This is a genomic window from Kitasatospora sp. NPDC047058, assembly GCF_040643935.1.
Lineage (GTDB): Bacteria > Actinomycetota > Actinomycetes > Streptomycetales > Streptomycetaceae > Kitasatospora.
This window is the reverse complement of the sequence record NZ_JBEYVJ010000020.1, coordinates 1-16,503: the sequence shown is the minus strand read 5'-3', so window position 1 is coordinate 16,503 and position 16,503 is coordinate 1. Positions and strand designations below refer to the sequence as shown.

General features: G+C 72.6%; 15 protein-coding genes and 1 pseudogene. 11 read left to right on the top strand and 5 right to left on the bottom strand.

The window, feature by feature from the left end:
• The first annotated feature begins 345 nt into the window (after positions 1-345).
• The 4 genes and pseudogenes from ABZ885_RS05100 to ABZ885_RS05085 all read left to right on the top strand — a co-directional run bounded on the left by ABZ885_RS05100 (position 346) and on the right by ABZ885_RS05085 (position 1,871).
• Complete coding sequence (locus ABZ885_RS05100; protein WP_360183500.1) at positions 346-759, top strand: hypothetical protein; 414 nt, start codon at positions 346-348, stop codon at positions 757-759.
• A 271-nt stretch (positions 760-1,030) separates the two neighbouring features.
• A pseudogene (locus ABZ885_RS05095) lies at positions 1,031-1,308 on the top strand (amidohydrolase); the annotation flags it as partial.
• 130 nt (positions 1,309-1,438) lie between these two features.
• Positions 1,439-1,699, top strand: a complete 261-nt coding sequence (locus tag ABZ885_RS05090; protein ID WP_360183498.1) for a hypothetical protein — start codon at positions 1,439-1,441, stop codon at positions 1,697-1,699.
• Complete coding sequence (locus ABZ885_RS05085; RefSeq protein ID WP_360183496.1) at positions 1,668-1,871, top strand: hypothetical protein; 204 nt, start codon at positions 1,668-1,670, stop codon at positions 1,869-1,871. The genes ABZ885_RS05090 and ABZ885_RS05085 overlap by 32 nt, the downstream gene beginning before the upstream one ends.
• Before the next feature lie 46 nt (positions 1,872-1,917).
• Here the strand turns inward: ABZ885_RS05085 and ABZ885_RS05080 are convergent, their stop codons facing one another.
• A complete protein-coding gene (locus ABZ885_RS05080) occupies positions 1,918-2,295 on the bottom strand; it encodes a hypothetical protein (protein WP_360183494.1) in 378 nt (125 codons plus the stop codon).
• A gap of 162 nt (positions 2,296-2,457) precedes the next feature.
• Between ABZ885_RS05080 and ABZ885_RS05075 the strand changes: the two genes are divergently transcribed.
• Positions 2,458-2,817 (top strand): hypothetical protein, encoded by a 360-nt coding sequence (locus tag ABZ885_RS05075; RefSeq protein WP_360183492.1) that lies wholly within the window; start codon positions 2,458-2,460, stop codon positions 2,815-2,817.
• A 137-nt stretch (positions 2,818-2,954) separates the two neighbouring features.
• Here ABZ885_RS05075 and ABZ885_RS05070 read toward each other — a convergent pair whose 3' ends face one another.
• Positions 2,955-3,398 (bottom strand): ATP-binding protein, encoded by a 444-nt coding sequence (locus ABZ885_RS05070; RefSeq protein ID WP_360183490.1) that lies wholly within the window; start codon positions 3,396-3,398, stop codon positions 2,955-2,957.
• Positions 3,399-3,543: 145 nt separating this feature from the next.
• On the opposite strand from ABZ885_RS05070, the gene ABZ885_RS05065 reads away from it, so the two are divergent.
• From ABZ885_RS05065 to ABZ885_RS05055, 3 genes are all read left to right on the top strand, one after another.
• Entirely contained in the window at positions 3,544-4,413 is an 870-nt protein-coding gene (locus tag ABZ885_RS05065; protein ID WP_360183488.1) for a helix-turn-helix transcriptional regulator, read from the top strand.
• On the top strand, positions 4,410-4,601 hold the full coding sequence (locus ABZ885_RS05060; protein WP_360183486.1) for a DUF397 domain-containing protein: 192 nt from the start codon (positions 4,410-4,412) through the stop codon (positions 4,599-4,601). The genes ABZ885_RS05065 and ABZ885_RS05060 overlap by 4 nt, the downstream gene beginning before the upstream one ends.
• 122 nt (positions 4,602-4,723) lie before the next feature.
• On the top strand, positions 4,724-5,842 hold the full coding sequence (locus ABZ885_RS05055) for a DUF4331 family protein (protein WP_360183484.1): 1,119 nt from the start codon (positions 4,724-4,726) through the stop codon (positions 5,840-5,842).
• Here the strand turns inward: ABZ885_RS05055 and ABZ885_RS05050 are convergent.
• Positions 5,752-8,931 carry an EAL domain-containing protein gene (locus ABZ885_RS05050; protein WP_360183482.1) on the bottom strand — a complete coding sequence of 1,060 codons (3,180 nt, stop codon included), beginning with the start codon at positions 8,929-8,931 and terminating at the stop codon, positions 5,752-5,754. The genes ABZ885_RS05055 and ABZ885_RS05050 overlap by 91 nt on opposite strands.
• Before the next feature lie 247 nt (positions 8,932-9,178).
• Here ABZ885_RS05050 and ABZ885_RS05045 point away from each other — a divergent pair, with 247 nt between their 5' ends.
• From ABZ885_RS05045 to ABZ885_RS05035, 3 genes are read left to right on the top strand one after another with little or no spacing between them, the layout of a single operon-like run.
• Positions 9,179-12,802: a thioester reductase domain-containing protein gene (locus ABZ885_RS05045; protein WP_360183480.1), complete on the top strand. Its 3,624-nt coding sequence runs from the start codon at positions 9,179-9,181 to the stop codon at positions 12,800-12,802.
• Positions 12,799-13,623 carry a leucyl/phenylalanyl-tRNA--protein transferase gene (locus tag ABZ885_RS05040; RefSeq protein WP_360183478.1) on the top strand — a complete coding sequence of 275 codons (825 nt, stop codon included), beginning with the start codon at positions 12,799-12,801 and terminating at the stop codon, positions 13,621-13,623. The genes ABZ885_RS05045 and ABZ885_RS05040 overlap by 4 nt, the downstream gene beginning before the upstream one ends.
• 35 nt (positions 13,624-13,658) lie before the next feature.
• The gene (locus tag ABZ885_RS05035; RefSeq protein ID WP_360183476.1) at positions 13,659-14,507 is read left to right on the top strand and encodes a serine hydrolase; all 849 of its coding nucleotides are present in this window, start codon (positions 13,659-13,661) and stop codon (positions 14,505-14,507) included.
• Here the strand turns inward: ABZ885_RS05035 and ABZ885_RS05030 are convergent.
• Together ABZ885_RS05030 and ABZ885_RS05025 are read right to left on the bottom strand one after the other, a co-directional pair.
• Positions 14,461-15,534, bottom strand: coding sequence for an aminotransferase class I/II-fold pyridoxal phosphate-dependent enzyme (locus tag ABZ885_RS05030; protein ID WP_360183474.1), 1,074 nt, complete (start codon positions 15,532-15,534; stop codon positions 14,461-14,463). The genes ABZ885_RS05035 and ABZ885_RS05030 overlap by 47 nt on opposite strands.
• Before the next feature lie 126 nt (positions 15,535-15,660).
• Positions 15,661-16,503, bottom strand: an 843-nt coding sequence (locus ABZ885_RS05025; protein WP_360183472.1) for an SDR family NAD(P)-dependent oxidoreductase, incomplete at its 5' end; no start/stop codon positions are given.

The following is a 16,503-nucleotide window of genomic DNA, read 5'->3' as shown; positions in this document are numbered from 1 at the left end:
GAGTCCGCCGGGATGGGGCATGAGGATGGGTGATTGAGCTCAGTTGGTGAGAGAACAATGAAGTGGGGAGCTTCCTGTGGAGGGCATCGTCCGGTCAGGGCGGTGACGGCCGGGTGGCCGTTGCTGCATTGCTGGGTTGCGGCTGCCAGGTATGAGGCGGCGGGGGACAAGGCGATGGACCTGGTGGCGAGCCTGGCGGGCTGGGGCTGCTTGAGGGGTTGCGCTGGGGCGGGGCTTCTGGAGGCGGCCGCACCGGTGGAGAGCGTTGGAGCAGGGGGCCGCCGCATCGTGCCGAGCAGCCGCCAGATCGGCTGGTGGCCTTTGGGGGAAGGAGAGGTCGGGGAGATGGCAGTGCGTTGGTCAATCCGGGCGGGTGTGGCGGCCGGGGGCGTGGCTCTGGTGGGTGGGGGTGTGGCGGCGGTGATCTGCGTGCACTGGTTCACGGCGCGCGAACTGTCGGACCCGGCCGGACGCTGGGTCGGCGGGGCGGTGGCTGTGGAACTGCGTGCAGGCGGGGACCTCGGGCCTACGACGGTACCGGTGGCGGCCTGTGACAGTTCGACGTGGGACACGTCGAAGACGCTGGAACTGCAGGGCACGTGGAAGGCCGAGTACGAAGCCGACGCGGGCTACCTGGTCGTCATCTACGCGACCCGCTCCGACAACGGCCGCAGCTGTTCGATCTGGCTCGGGCGATCCGGTAGCGACCAGGAGCTCTGGTTACCGGCGGCGTCCGGCTTGCCGCTGCGGAGGGGGTGAGCGGCGGGCGGCGTCGACGCTTATGACAATCTCATTGACCGGTGGTGGCGGTGTTTACCTGGGCGGAGCAAGATCACTGATATTCCAGGGAGCATTCGTCATGCCCTGCGCCGACCTCGTCTTCATCAACCGTCCCGTCCACACTGGCGATCCGGCGCTGACGCGGGCGTGCAGTCCGGCTGTGGCCGGGGGCCGAGGTGATGGACGTCACCGGAAGGCTGCTGATCCCCGGGTTCCGGGATGCGCGCACACCGTGTACGGGGGACGGAACTGGCGAGTGGGCGCCATCCTCGGCGTCTTCAACGGTCAGCCGGACCTGTCCGAGCCTACCTTGCCGCCGCCCGGGACGGTTCGCTGACCGCCCGCATCGTCGGGGCGCTCTGGTGGGACCGCGAGCGCGGGGCCGAGCAGATCCCCGAACTCCTCTCGCGAAGCGAGGAGTTGCAGGCGAGCCGGTTCCGGGCCGGCTCGGTGAAGATCACGCAGGGCGGGCTCGCCGGGAACTTCACCGCCCCGATGATCGCGCCCTACCTAGACGGCTGCGGCTGCCGGCCCCGCCGGCTCCCGACCCGACATCTGGGGATCCGGCGGCCGAGCGTAGGCTGGCCGGGTGTTACGTGAAGCGGGAGTACGTCGTACACGGTGCGCGCAGGGCAGGACGTCCCTGAGGCCCTCCCGCGTGGCGTTCGTACTGGGGCTCGCGGGGCTGTTGGCGAGTGGCTGCGCGGCCGGCGGCTCGTCCGTTGAAGCCTCCCAAGGCGACATCGTCGGGACCTGGGCCAACCAGAAGGGGGTTCGCCTCGTCATCGCGGAAGGGGGGACCTTCTCCTCGGAAGCCATCGCGAAGACGGTCTCGCTGCGGGACGGATGTGCCCAGTCCCTTTCCGCCGGGACGTGGCTGCTGATGGGTGAGCGGACGCAGGTGGCGCGGGACCAGTGACCCCAAGGGGTCGACCATCAAGCTGAAGCCCGGTGGGGACGCCCGGAACGTCACCTGCACCGTGCTGGCGAGTGTCCAGAAGGACGACGACGGGATGAACCTGTGTCTGGTCGAGGATCCCGACCAGACCTGCGGCGAAGCACAGTTGCTGCGCAAGCAGCCGGCCGGGTGACCTGTAATCCCGTCGTTCACCCTACGTCGGCAAGGCTCCCCGGGGGTCAACAGGACCGGCGGGCCTCGGTCAGGTGCTTCTGGCCCTCGGGCAGGTCGGCGTCCTCGACCAGGCCCCGGTACGCGGCGTCGAGGGCGTCGGCGAGTGGCTGGCCGCCGGGGTCGGTGCGCGCGCCGTCGCGGGCCGTCATGCGGGCGGCGTTGAGGCGGTGGACGTTGATGTCGTACGCGGGGCTGGTCCCTTTGCCCGTCGGAGCGGCGGGGAACGGGTCGGGAATCCGCCCGAGGACGGAACAGGCCGTCTCGGCGCCGCCGGCCGTGGGGGGCTGTGGCGAGGGGCTGGAGGTGCAGGCCACCAGCGCGGCGGCCAGGGCCGCGAGTGCGGGCGCCAGGCGTCGGCCACTGCCCGACCGTTTCACCGGCACGCCGGCTCCGTTCCCCCGATGAGTCGTCACGTCAACTCATCGTAGGGAGTCGGTGCCTGGTAACCAAGAGCGTCAAGCGCCCGGTTCACGGAGTCACTTGTCCGCCCTCGCCCGCGCTGCCTAGAGTTCCTGGGGCGCGACCGCGCATCCGAGGGGGGACTCGTGAGGAACACCATCGCCGCCGTCGCACTGCTCCTGGTCCTGGCGTGCTCGGCGTGCAGTGCGGGGAAGGAGGCGGCCGGCTCGGACGACGCGCGGACCGCGTGCGCCCTGATGCGCGGCCTGCGGGCCCCGCTGCCCGAGCACCCGGCGGACGCCTCCGACACGGCGGGCCGGAACGCGGCCGACTCGGTGCTCTACAGGCTCTCCGCGGCCGAGGAACTGGCCGCTGCCGCCGCGCTGGCCGACAGCAAGCACCAGGGGCTGTCGGACGCCGTGCACAAGGCGCGGATCGCGCCCAGCTACATGTCCAGTAACCGGGCTGCCGAGCCGTACATCACGGAGGCGCTGACCCACTGCTGACGGTCGCGCCCGGACTGGCAGGAGCGGGAGAGACCACCGGCCGATGGGCCAGGGGGAGCGCCCAGGTCAGGAGGGCGAGCAGGAGGGCGAACGGCAGCACGGTGCAGGCGGTCGCGGTGGCGGCCGAGTCGGGAGCCTCAGCAGGCATCGGGCAGGGGAAGGTCGAGTTCGGCCCAGACGGTCTTGGCGCCGGGATGACGGGGGAGCGCACCCCAGCGGTCGGCGAGCGCGTCGATGAGGACGAGACCGCGCCCGGACTGGGAGTCGGCGCAGGGCACGGCGGGCAGGGCGGGGAGGCGGTCGCCCCGGCAGTCCGAGACCTCGATGCGGAGGACCGGTCCGGTGAGCGCGAGGCCCAGTTCGAACCGGCGCCCGGCGACCCGGCCGTGGGTGACGGCGTTGGCGGCCAGCTCCGCGACGATCAGCAGCGCGGAGTGGTACGGCTCGTCCGCGGTGGAGTCCAGCCCCCACGCGATGAGTTGGCGTCTCGCGAGGCGCCGGCAGGTGGCTGCGCCCCTGGGGGTCGCCGCGAGCACGATGGCGAGGCGGCGGGGATCGGTGAGGGGAATTTCGGTCTTCACGGGACAAAGCGTGGAGGGTCGGAAGTACCCTGACCATGGATTCGGCGGCCACGGAGAGTGCCTGTTCGGGTGCCTAGGGTGCTCTTGTCGGCGGGGCGCGGATTAACCGATCGAAAGCGCGGCGAGTACGGATGGGGTGGCTGCGATGAGTGCCGACGGAACCGTCTTCGAGGATGGCGAGCTGGCGGAGGGCTCCGAGGGCGTGGCGGAGTTCTACGCAGCGGTGGGGAAGCTGATCAAGCTCTTCCGAGAGCGGGCGGGCTTCACGCAGCGTGACTTGGCTCACCGACTCGGCTACGGCGAGGACTTGATCGGGGCCGTAGAGCGCGGTAAGCGGACTCCGCGGGTGGAGCTGCTGACGGCCGCGGACGAACTGCTCGGTGCGGCCGGCGTGCTGCAGACTGTGGCTGACGACGTGATGAAGGCAAAGGTCCGCGTCAGTGCCCGGCACCCGGCGTTCTCGAAGGCCTTCACGAAAGAAGAGGCCCAGGCGATCGAGATCCACGAGTACAGCATGATCGCTATTCCTGGCCTCCTGCAGACAGAGGCGCATGCCCGGGCGCTGTATAACATGCGACGGCCCTGGCTGTCGGTGGAGCAGGTCGAGCAGTGGGTGGCAGCTCGGATGACCCGGCAGGAGATCTTGAAGCGCTGGCCGCTGCCGACACTGAGCTGGGTGATTGACGAAGGGGTGCTCCTGCGGCCGGTCGGTGGCCGTGACGTGCATGAGGAGCAGTTGCGCCACCTGCTGGAGATCGGTCAGATGCGGGGCCTCGAACTCCAGATTCTGCCGCTGGACCGCACCGGCCATGCGGGCATGGGAGGCTCCTTCATCCTCCTCACGCCGAACGGGCGTTCCCAGATCGCCTACGTGGAGGTGCAGCACGTCAATAGGTTGATCACGATCCCAGAGGACGTCCGTAGAATGGCCACGCGTTACGGCAGTCTCAGGGCGCAGGCGCTCAGCTCTGAGGCGTCACTCGCCCTGATCGAGAAGAGGCTGGTGGAACGATGAGTACGGCCGAGCTTGCGTGGTTCAAGAGCAGCTACAGCACGAACGAGGGCGCCGCCTGCGTCGAGGTCGCCAGTTCACCCGGCGTCGTCCACGTGCGTGACTCCAAGGACAAGAGCGGCCCGCAGCTGGCGTTCGAGCCGGCCGCGTGGAAGGCGTTCGTCGGCTTCGCCGCGACCGCCGAGGTCTGAGCGAGGTCCGCGCGAGCCTACTGTCCGACGGTTCCCGGCGGCCGTCTGCCAATCGGCGGACGGCCGCCCGCTGTACGGGTGTCCTCCCGTGCCGGTCGGGGCGGTGCTGCTACCACAGTGCCATGTCCCACCACCTCAGCGGCCCCGACCTCCGCTCGCCCCGCGGTGACGCCCGGCTGGACCTCACCGACCTGTTCGCGTTCCCGGCGGCCGCCGCGCCCGGCCGGACCGTCCTCATCATGAACGTGAACCCGTACGCCCCCACCCAGGCCGCCGAGTTCCACCCGGACGCGGTCTACCGGATCAACATCGACAGCGACGGCGACGACCGGGCCGACGTCGCCTACTCGTTCACCTTCTCCGGCGCCGACACCGGCGGCCAGACCGTCACCGTGCACCGTGCGACCGGCGAGGCCGCCCGTAGCCACGAGGCCGCCGGCGACGTGCTGTTCTCCGCCGTCCCGGTGGCGTTCGGCGACGCGCCGGACGTGGTGGAGGCGAACGGCCACCGGCTTTCGGTCGGGCTGCGCAGCGATCCCTTCTTCGCCGATCTCGAAGGGATCGTCAACGACTTCACCTGGACCGGCAAGGACGCGATGGCGGACGCCAACGTCTTCGGCATCGCCCTGGAGGTGCCGGACGCCGAACTCGGCCCGGACCCGACGATCGGGGTCTGGGCCCGGGTCAGCCTCCGCGAGGACGGCCGGCTGGTCTCCGTCGACCGGGGCGCCCACCCCTCCCTCACCGCGTACTTCAACGCCGAGGAGGTCCTACAACGCGGGCGAGCCCGCCGACGACTGGGCGACGTACCGCGAGCCGTGGACGGCCGTCCTCCAGCACACCGGGGACTACACCACCGAGGCGGCGACCGAGACCCTCAAGCTCGTCCTGCCCGACGTCCTCCGCTACGACCGTTCCCGCCCGGCCGGCTACCCCAACGGCCGGACCCTGGTGGACGACGTGACCTCCGCCCGCCTCACCATGGTCTCCGGCGGCAAGGTCACCAGCGACCACATCCCCCCGCACACCGACCTGCTCCCGTTCTTCCCCCACCTCGGCCACCCCCACCCGGTGAAGTAGCACCACCCGGCTCACGGGGCCGTCCGGCATCGACGGAGGGCCCCCGCCCCGAGCGGGCCCCGGGCGGGGGTCAGTCGAGGTGCTGGACGTCGGTGAGGCCGGCGCTTTCGCGGATGAGGGCGCGGGCCTGGTCGGGGGCGAGGGGGTGGGCGAAGAGGTAGCCCTGGCCGAGGGGGCAGCCCATGGCGGCGAGCAGGTCGCGCTGCTCGACGTTCTCGATGCCCTCGGCGATGACCTGGACGCCGAGGGTGTCGGCGATCCGCGTGATGCCCTCGACCAGGGCGTACTGCTGCTGCGACAGCCCGAGCCCGTCGATGAAGGACTTGTCGATCTTCAGGATGGAGATCGGGAACTCCCGCAGGTACGAGAGCGACGAGTACCCGGTGCCGAAGTCGTCGATCGCGATGCCGACGCCCAGCCGGCTGAGCGTGCGCATGTCGGTGTGGACGCGTTCGTCGCGCCGCATCAGCACGGATTCGGTGAGTTCCAGGACGAGCGCGCCCGGGTCGATGCCGGAGGACCGCACGGCGCCGCGGACCACGTCGACGAAGCCGGCGTCGCGGAACTGCCGGGCCGAGACGTTCACGTTGACGCGCAGCGGCGGGCGTCCGGCGGACCGGCGCTCCTCGCTGGTCAGGGTGTGCCAGGAGGCGGCCTCCTGGGCGGCGCGTTCCAGCACCCAGGCGCCGAGCGGGACGATCTGGCCGCTCTCCTCGGCGAGGGCGATGAACTCGTCGGGGAGGACCATGCCGCGCCGGTCGTGCGGCCAGCGGACCAGGGCCTCGAAGGCGACCAGGTCGCCGGTGGCCAGGTCGACGATCGGCTGGTAGTACAGCTTGAACCGGGATTCGGCGATCGCCGTGTCGAGGTTCTCGTTCAGCTCGTGCCGCTCCACCAGGCCGGCCTGCAGGGCGGGCTGGTAGTGGCACCACTGCCGCTTGCCGGCCGACTTCGCCGAGTACAGCGCCAGGTCGGCGTGGCTGAGCAGTTCGGTCGCGTCGACGCTGTCCTCGGTCGTCGCGACGCCGATGCTCGCCGAGACCCGGACCGCGCCCGCGCTCAGCTTGAACGGTTCGGTGAACGCGGCCAGCACGGCGTCCGCGGTGGCACCGACGTCGGCCGGGCGGGTCGCGTCCTCGACCAGGACGGCGAACTCGTCGCCGCCGAGCCGGGCCGCCGTGTCGGAGGTGCGCAGCGCGGTGGAGACCCGGAGCGAGACGGCGACCAGCAGCTCGTCGCCGACGGCGTGGCCCTGGGTGTCGTTGACCACCTTGAAGTCGTCCAGGTCGATGAAGAGCACCCCGGTGATCGCGCCGCTGCGCTCGCCGCGGGAGAGCGCGTGGCCGACGCGGTCCTGGAAGAGGACACGGTTGGCCAGGCCGGTGAGCGAGTCGTGGAAGGCCCGGTGGGTGAGTTCGCGCTCCATCTGGCGCTGTTCGGTGACGTCGCGCAGGGTGAGCACGAGGCCGCCCACGGTGGGGTCGCCGCGCAGGTCGTTGCAGCGGACCTCGGCCTCGATCGGGGTGCGGTCGTGCCGCAGCAGCCGCCAGTGCTCGCGTTGTGTGTCGCGGGTGCCGCCGTCGCCGGGCCGGGCGCCGCCGTCGAGGCCGCGCATCCGGGCGAGTGCGCTGCCGACGGCGCGGCTGTCCTCGGGCGGGACGAGGTCGGTGATGAGGGTGCCGTCCAGGTCGGGGTAGCCGAGGACGCGCTCGGCGGAGGAGGAGGCGTAGCGGACGCCGTCGTCGGCGTTGAGGATCAGGATGACGTCGCTGGCGCTCTGCACGAGGGTGCGGAAGTACGCCTCGCTGTTGCGGCGGTTGACCTCCTGGCTCAGCATGACGCGTTCGACGGCCAGCGCGGCCTGGGCGGCGAGGATCTCCAGCGAGCTCCAGAGGCTGGTGAGCTCCTGCTCGGTGCCGGTGACGATGAGCGCGCCGATCAGCGGGTCGCCGGAGGGGCGCTCGGCCAGGGTGAGCGGGCAGAGCAGCGCGGAGGGCATGCCGTCGAGCCGGACCGCGAGGTCGTTGCCGATCTCCTCGACGGGGAGTAAACGGGTCTCGCGGACGGCGGCGAGGGCGAGCACCTCGTCCGAGTCGGAGCCGTCGCCGAGGGTGTGCTGGGCGGGGCCCCGTTCGGCGTGCCGGACGTGCAGGACGCCGCCCTCGGTGACCGCGAGCAGGGCGACGTGACCGGGTTCGGCGGGCATCAGGGTGGAGGCGGCGGCCTGGACGGCGTCGGCGACCTCCTCGACGGTGACCGCGGCGGTCAGTGAGGCGCCGGCCTCGCGCAGTGCGCGTTCCCGGGCGACGGCCTGCCGCCGGGCGTTGACCACGACGGCCAGGCGGGCCAGGACCAGCAGGTAGATCAGGGCGGAGAAGGCGCCGATGACGCCGGCGTTGCTGGTGTTCCCGGTCAGCGACTCGATGATCAGGATGGTCGGCGCGACCAGGGAGGCGAGGGTGAGCAGGGCCAGCCGGCCGGGGCCGAGGTCGACCTGCTGGCTGGGCACGGGTTTGGTCAGCTCGACCATCGAGGGGTGCAGTGCGGCCGCGCCCCAGGCGGTGTAGAAGGCGGCCCAGCCGAGGTCGACCGGGGTGCCGATGTGCCAGTTGCCGTGCAGCTGGATCAGTCCGTACAGGATGTCGGAGATCAGCAGGCCGACCGTGCCGACGGTGAGCAGTTGCAGGGCGCGGCTGCCGCCGCCGCGTGGCGCCAGCAGGCGCAGCAGCAGGGCGAGGACGACGACGTCGCCGAGGGGGTAGGCGATGGAGACGGCCTTCTGGACCCAGGTGAGGTCCGGGTTCCGGGCGTACGGGAGGACCAGGTAGATCCACACGAGCAACGCCAGGCCCATGGTGAGGATGAGCGCGTCCAGCAGGCTGGCCCGGTCCTGATGGGCCGTCCGCCAGCGGATGAAGCCCAACACGCCCGCCGCGTACAGCAGGTACTCGGCGAGGTAGAAGCCGTCGGCGACCGACGGGAAGGGGTTGCTCAGGTGCAGGAACTGCAGCTGGATGACCTGGACCACCTCGCCGGCCGTGAAACTGAGGTTGGCGAGCGCGAGCAGGTACCAGAAGAGCGCATGGGACGGGCGGTTAAGGCGGACTCCGACCACGATGGCGGCGACGCCACCGAGGCCCATGCCCGTCCACCAGATGATCCGCTGGGTGGGGTTGATGTAGTAGATGCAGGTGAACAGCACCATCCACAGCAGGTAACAGACCATCAGGCGCTGGCGCCGGCGTGTCAACGAAGCTACCTCCTCCGTGACATCACCCCGCCGGTCGGGCGGGGGAGTTCGGGTGAGGACGGGTCTTTGCGGGGAATCGCCCTTCGGGCAGGGGCCGCGTCCGTCCGGATGATTGCGGCCGGACGTTCGAAATGGGCCGTGAGTGCGTATAGTCGGAAATGTCGCATCTCCCAGCATTCTGCCGCCACAGCACGAGGTCAAGCCGGTGGACGAGGCACCAGAGGGCGCACAGGGCGCGCGAACGGAAATGGACTCCGGACGTCACGCCGTGTTGTGCAACGAAGACGGTCTGTATGCGATCTGGCCCGGTGACTTCACCGTTCCGAGCGGTTGGCGGACGGTTTTCGGGCCGGACGGCCGCTCGGCCTGCCGGGCCTACGTGGAGCGCGAGTGGCGCTGGGGCGGGCTGGGGCTCGGGCCCTTACCGTCGGGCCAGGGCGGCGCGGCCGGGCGCGGGGGCGCCCGGGCCGGGTTCGCCGACACCGTGCACGGGCTGTTCCGGGCCCGCGCCGCGCACGATCCGGACGCGACTGCGGTGCTCGCCGAGGACGGCGGGCTGAGCTACCGCGAGCTGGACCGGCGCAGTGACCGGCTGGCTGCCGCACTGCGCGACCGGGGCGTCGGGCCGGAGCGGGTGGTGCCGGTCTGCCTGGAACGCGGGACCGGCCTGGTGACGGCCTGGCTCGGCGTGCTCAAGGCCGGCGGGGCGCTCCTTCCGCTGGACCCGTCCCACCCGGAGCGGCGGCTGGCGCAGCTCATCGAGGACTGCCGGGCGGAGGTCGCGGTGGCGGCGCCGGGCCGGCGCTTCCCGGGGGTCACCGTGCTGGACGTGGAAGCGGACACGGCCGCGGACGCGGACAGGGACAGGGACACGGCCGCAGAAGCAGAAGCAGAAGCAGACGCAGAAGCAGACGCAGACGCAGGCGGAGGCAGTGGGCAGGCGGAGGCGGGCGACGCCGGTGCCGTGCCCGACACCGCCGCTCCGGACGACCTCGCCTATCTGATCTACACCTCCGGCACCACCGGCACGCCCAAGGGCGTCCCGGTCACCCACCGCTCCCTGGTGTTCACCCTCGACCGGGTCATCCACGCCTACGGCCTCACTCCGCGTGACCGGGTGCTGCAGCTCGCCGCGCTCGGCTTCGACACCGCGCTGGAACAGGTGCTCGCCACCCTGGTCGCCGGCGCCACCCTGGTCCTCGGCGGCGCGCGGACCTGGGCGCCCACCGAGCTGGTGCACCGGATGCAGGAACTGGGCCTCACCGTCACCGACCTCACGCCCGCCTACTGGCACCACGTGCTCGCGCTGCTCCCCGAGGGCGGCCCGGCCCCCGGCGGCCTGCGGCTGGTGGTGGTCGGCGGGGACACCGTGCACGCCGACGACTGCCGCACCTGCCTGGAGCGGCTGCCCGGCGTCCGGCTGGTCAACGCGTACGGCGTGACCGAGGCGGCCGTCACCTCGACGCTCTGCGAGGTCACGCCCGCAGTGCTGGCCGGCGGCGTCCACGGATGCCCGGTGCACGGCGCGGCGGCCCACAGCGGGGCCGCCGCTCACGGCAGTGCCGCCGGTCCGAGCGCCGCTGCCGGTCCGGACGCCGCCGCTCCGGACGCTGCCGCCGTCCACGACGGTGCCGAGCACGGCGGGGTGAGCACGGCGCCGGTGCCGATCGGGCGGCCGCTGCCGGGCGTGCGGGTGCACGTGCTGGACGCGCGGCTCTCCCCGGTCAGGCCCGGCGAGAAGGGCGAGATCTACCTCGGCGGCCCCGGCCTCGCCCGGGGCTACTGGCGGCAGCCCGGACTCACCGCGGAAACGTTTCTGCCCGACCCGTACGCGCCCGTGCCCGGCGAACGCATGTACCGCACCGGTGACGCCGGCCGCTGGCGGGCGGACGGCCACCTGGAGATCCTCGGACGGTTCGACGACCAGGTGAAGGTCCGCGGCTACCGCGTCGACCCGGCCGAGGTCGAATCGGTGCTCGCCGCCCACCCCGACGTCCGGCAGGCCCGCGTCGCCGCCGACGGCAGCGACGACGGCAACCGTGTGCTCACCGCCTACTACACGCTCACCGACCGGGCCGGCTCCGGCGCCCACGCCCGGCGCGCCCAGATCCGCGCCTACCTGGCCGACCGGCTGCCGGACTTCATGGTCCCGGCCGACTTCGTCCTGCTCGACAGCATGCCGCTCACCGCCCACGGCAAGATCGACCGGCGCCGGCTGCCGCACACGACCCCGCAGCTGCAACGCCGGGACAGCCACCGGCACCCGCGCGCCGACCAGCTGCCGCGCCCCGGCGACGCCGACCCTGCCGACGGTGCCGGCCGCCCAGGCGACGCCGACAGCCCCGACAGCCCCGACGGCGCCGAGCGCCGCGACGGCGACGGCAACGGCAGCACGATCGAGGCCGGCATCGCCCACCTCTGGTCCGAACTTCTCACCGTCGACCGGGTCGGACCGGCCGACGACTTCTTCGAGCTCGGCGGCAACTCCCTGCTCGCCATGGAGATGCTGGCCCGGGTCCGGATCATGTTCGGCATCGACGTCACCCGGATCCGTTTCCTCACCCGCTCCCTGCTCGGCGACTCCACCCTGCGCGCCTTCGCCGCCGCCACCCGCACCGCCCGCTCCACCCGGAACGGCCTCGGCGAGGCCGCGGTCGACTGGGTCGCCGAAGCCGAACTCGGCACCCCCGTCCGGCAGTCCTGGCAACCCGCCCCCTCCCGCGCCGAACCCGCCGACATCCTGCTCACCGGCGCCACCGGCTTCTGCGGCGCCCACCTGCTGAACACGCTGCTGCGCACCACCGGCGCCCGCATCCACTGCCTGGTCCGCGCCCCCGACGAGGAACACGCCCTCGAACGCATCCGCGCCGCGCAACAGCGCTTCCTCCGCCACGACCTGGCCGACGCCCGCGTCGTCCCGCTGGTCGGCGACCTCACCGAACCGCTGCTCGGCCTCACGCAGCACCGGTTCGAGCAGCTCGCCGGCAGCCTGGACGCCATCCACCACCTCGGCGGACAGGTCAACTTCATCTACCCGTACCACCAGCTGCGCGCCGCCAACGTGGACGGCACCCGCGAGATCGTCCGGCTGGCCGGCCACTCCCGCGGCATCCCCGTGCACTACCTCTCCACCCTCGCCGTCCTGGCCGGCTTCGGCCCGGCCGGCGTCGCCGAGGTCACCGAACGGATGCCGCTCGCCCACCCCGACAAGCTCGCGGTCGGCTACGTGGAGAGCAAGTGGGTCGCCGAACAGCTCCTGCACAACGCGGCCGCCGCCGGACTGCCGGTCACCGTGCTGCGTACCAACGACGTCACCGGGGACCTCTCCACCGGCGTGATGAACACCGGCACCGAGATCTGCGCGCTGATCAAGTACATGGCAGACAGCGGGAGTTGCCCGGACGTCCGGCTGCTGCTCGACTTCGTCCCGGCCGACCGGTTCAGCCTGGCCGTCGCCCACATCACCGCCCACGCCCCGGCCAACGGCGAGGTCTACCACGTGACCTCGCCCCGGCCCGCCGTCCTCGCCGACCTCGCCGCCCGGCTGCGCGCCCGCGGCTACCCGGTGGACGAAGTCCCGTACGACGCCTGGGTCCAGGACCTCGTCCGCTTCGCCGCCGGCCACCCCACCCACCCGATGACCCCCTTCGTCCCGCTCTTCGTCGACCGCAGCCCGGGCACCGACCTCTCCATCAGCGAGATGTACTTCCGGCCGACGTTCCCCCTCTTCGACCGGTCCAACACCGAACACGCGCTGATGGGCAGCGGGATCGGCCTCCCGGCGGTGGACGACGGGCTGCTGGACCGCTATCTGGAGCAGTTGGCGGTGGAGGGCTTCCTGACGCCGCCGGTGGGGGTGGTGCGGCGATGAGCGACGCTGCCGGGCGGATGTTCGAGCGGGTCGACCTGGCGCGGGCGCCCGGGGACGGGCCGGCCGCGTTCGGCGGCGGGCTCGCGGCGGACGTCCTGCTGGCCGCGTACCGGCGCGGGCTGTTCCCGATGCCCGCCGGCGACGACTACGCGAGCGCCTTCAACGAGGCCCGGTTCGAGGAGGCGGTGGCCGCCGGAGAGGTGGCCCTGCTCCCGGGCACGCCCGAGGACGACCCCTACGCGCTCGCCTGGTGGTCCCCCGACCCGCGCCCGGTGATCACCCCCGACGGCGTCCGCCTCGGCAGCCGGCTCGCCCGGCGGCTGCGCAACACCCTGCCCTGGTGGACCAGCGCCGACCTGGCCTTCGACCGGGTCCTCGACGCCTGCGCCGACGGCCGCCGGCCGCCGTGGCTCACCGAGGAGCTGCGCGCTGCGTTGCGCAGCCTGAACGAGAGCGGCGCGGCCCACAGCGCCGAGGTCTGGGAGGGCGAGGAGCTGATCGGGGGCGTCTTCGGGGTCGGCGCGGGCGCGGTCCTGAGCCTCGACTCGATGTTCCACCGCCGCCCCGACGCGGCCCGCGTCGCCGTCGCCGACCTCGCCGCCCGCTTCGCCGCCGCCGGCGGCCGCCTCCTCGACGCCCAGTGGGACACCCCGCACGTCCGCGCCCTCGGCGCCACCCTCCTGCCGCGCGAGCGCTACCTGGCGGAGCTCGCCACCCCCGCGGAGGTCCGGCCGCTGGCGGGGCAGGCCCTGCCGGTGTCGCGCCTGGGGCGCGAGCGAGCTGTTCCGCGGCGCCGGGGCCGTCCCCACGGCCCGGCTTGAGCCGCTATCCCGGGAGCCGGTCCTACCCTGGGCGCATGCTGTCTGTGGTGGTGGCCCCCTGGGGCGGCGATCCGGTGGTGGTCCGGCGCGGTGACGAGCTGCACGATGCGGCGAGCACGATGAAGGTGGCGGTGCTCGCGGCGCTGTACCGCAGCGGGGCGGACCTGGACGCGGAGATCCCCGTCGTCAACCGGTTCGCCTCGGCGGCCGGCGGGGAGTACGGCAACGACCCGGACTGGGACAGCGATCCGGAGCCCTGGGCGCTGCTCGGCGGCGCGGCGCCGCTGCGCACCCTCGCCGAGCGGATGATCACGCATTCCTCCAACCTCGCCACCAACCTCTGCCTGGCCCGGGTGGGGCACGAGGCGGTGGCCGAGGTCTGGCGGCGGGCGGGGGCGACCCGCAGCGCCAGCCCGCGGGGGATCGAGGACTACCCGGCGCGCGACGCCGGCGTGCACAACCGGGTGAGCGCATGCGACCTGGTCCGCCTGCTGCAATCGCTGGCCGGCGAACCGGAGTTGTTGGCGCTGCTGGAGCGCAACGCCTTCCGGGTGGACCTCGCTGCCGGGCTGCCGCCGGGCACCCGGGTCGCGTTCAAGAACGGCTGGTTCCCGGGCGTCCGGCACAGCGTCGGGCTGGTCCGCCCGGAGGACTGCCCGCCGTACCTGCTGGCGGTCTGCTACACCGGTCCGCTGGCCTCGGGGGAGGACGCGCACGAGGACGACCCGGCGGCCCGGCTGGTGGCGCGGATCTCGGCGGCGGTCTGGCGCCGCCGGCACGCCATCGCCGCCGGGGCCGCCACCGCCGCAGGGGCGTCCGGGGCCGCCACCGCCGCCGCTACGCGGCCGCCAGTGACTCCAGCCCGTCCAGCGCCGCCTCGTTGAGCAGGTTGATCCGGACGAACCCGGGGTGGTCGGGCAGTTCGAAGTGGCGGCCGTCCAGGGCGAGCAGGCGGTCGGCCGGGGCGGTGGGCCGGGCGAACAGGAAGTAGCCGGTCTCGATCGCCGCCTGCGCGGTCAGCGCGCAACCGGCCGAGAGGCGTTGGTGGTTGGCCCGGATATGGTCGATCAGCCGGTGGTTGCCCTCGACCCGCATCAGGTCGGCGGCCCGGTGGGCGAACTGCCGGTCGGCCAGGGTGACGTCGCCGTGCAGGTTGAGGTGCAGTTCGGCGAGCGGCTCGCGGAGGCGCTCGGGCACCAGCAGGTGGGCACAGCGGTAGCCGTGGATGGACAGGTACTTGGTGGGGCAGACCATCCGCAGGGTGAGGTCGGCGGGCAGGGTGGCGGAGTCCTCGCGGCGGCTGCCGTCCCAGCGCAGGTACTGGAACGTTCCGTCGACGAACACCAGGGAGCCGGTGGCGAGTTGCCATGCGGCGAGCTCCTTGAGCACCTGGGCGGGGACGCGCCGGCCGGTGTACCAGACGGGGTCGGTGAGCAGCAGGACGGTCCGTTCGTCGGGCAGGTCCCAGGTGAACTCGCCCCGGTGGGCGTGGGTTTCGGCGGCGGCGACGGGTTCGATGCCGAACTTCCGGAAGAAGTAGGCGAATTTGTAGTACACCGGCGGGACGTAGTGGACCCGGGTGTGGCCGGTGAGCCGCAGCCAGGTGCAGAAGGTGCCGATCAGGCTGCTGGAGCCGCCGGCCGGGACGATCTGCCCGGGGGAGCGTTCCTCGCCGTCGTAACTCTCGTGCAGCCGCGCGAGTTTGGTGCGCAGCGCGTGGTCCTCGTCGATCGCGGAATACCGGCTGACGTCGCCGAGGCGGTAGGGCGGGGTGTGGGCGAGGTCGCCGAGGTAGTCGGCGACGTAGGGGTGGGAGCCGTTGTAGTCGGAGACGAAGAGGCGTCCGTCCGGCCGCTGCCGGGCCTTTTCCACGGCCTCGTGCAAGTCGAGCATGCGGAACAGCGACGACATCCCGTACCCCTCAAGGCGATCAAGCTTTTTGTCGGACGATCGTCAAGTCTGTCGGCGGCCCCGCGCGGGCACAAGCCCGCACAGGACCGCACAGGCCCGCACAGGGTCGAACGGGCGGCGCCGGCGTCAGCCGGTGGTCTCCGTGCTCGTCTCCGCGGTCGTCTCCGTGGCCGTGGCCGCGGGTGCCGGGACGGCCTTCTCGGCGGCGCGGCTGACCTGCTCCCAGCCGGCCCAGGTGTCCATCCGCTTGCGGGCCAGGTCGAAGGCGAGGTCGTAGACCATGCTGCCGAGGAGCAGGCGCAGCGGGGGTTCGTCGCTGTCGACGAGCTGGAGGAGGGCCTGGGCGGCGAGTTCGGGGCTGCTGTCGACGGAGCCTTCGGCCCACTGTGCGGCGAGTTCCTCGCGCAGTGGGGCGTAGGCGTCCAGGGGGGTGGTGGCGTGCATGGCGGTGTAGAGGTCGGTCCAGTAGCCGCCGGGCTGGATGATGCTGACCTTCGCGCCGAAGGCGGCGGCCTCGGCGGCGAGGGCTTCGCTGAGGCCCTCCAGGGCGAACTTGCTGGCGCTGTAGAGGCCGGTGCCGGGGAAGCCGGCGAGGGCGGCGATGCTGGAGACCTGGAGGAGGTGGCCGCCGCCCTGTGCGCGCAGGACGGGCATGACCGCCTGGCTGACCCAGAGGGCGCCGAAGAAGTTGACGTCCAGTTGGGCCCGGGCCTCGGCCTCGGTGAACTCCTCGACCATGCCCATCGACAGTGCGCCCGCGTTGTTGACGACGATGTCGAGCCGGCCGTAGTGCCCGGCGGCCCGGGTGACGGCGGCGAACACGGCGTCCCGGTCGGTCACGTCCGCGGTCAGGGGCAGGACCCGGCCGGGGTGGGCGGCGGCCAGCTCCTCCAGCGGGCCGGCCGTGCGGGCCAGGACCGCGACCCGGTCGCCCGCGGCCAGCGCCGCGTCGGCGAAGGCGCGGCCGAG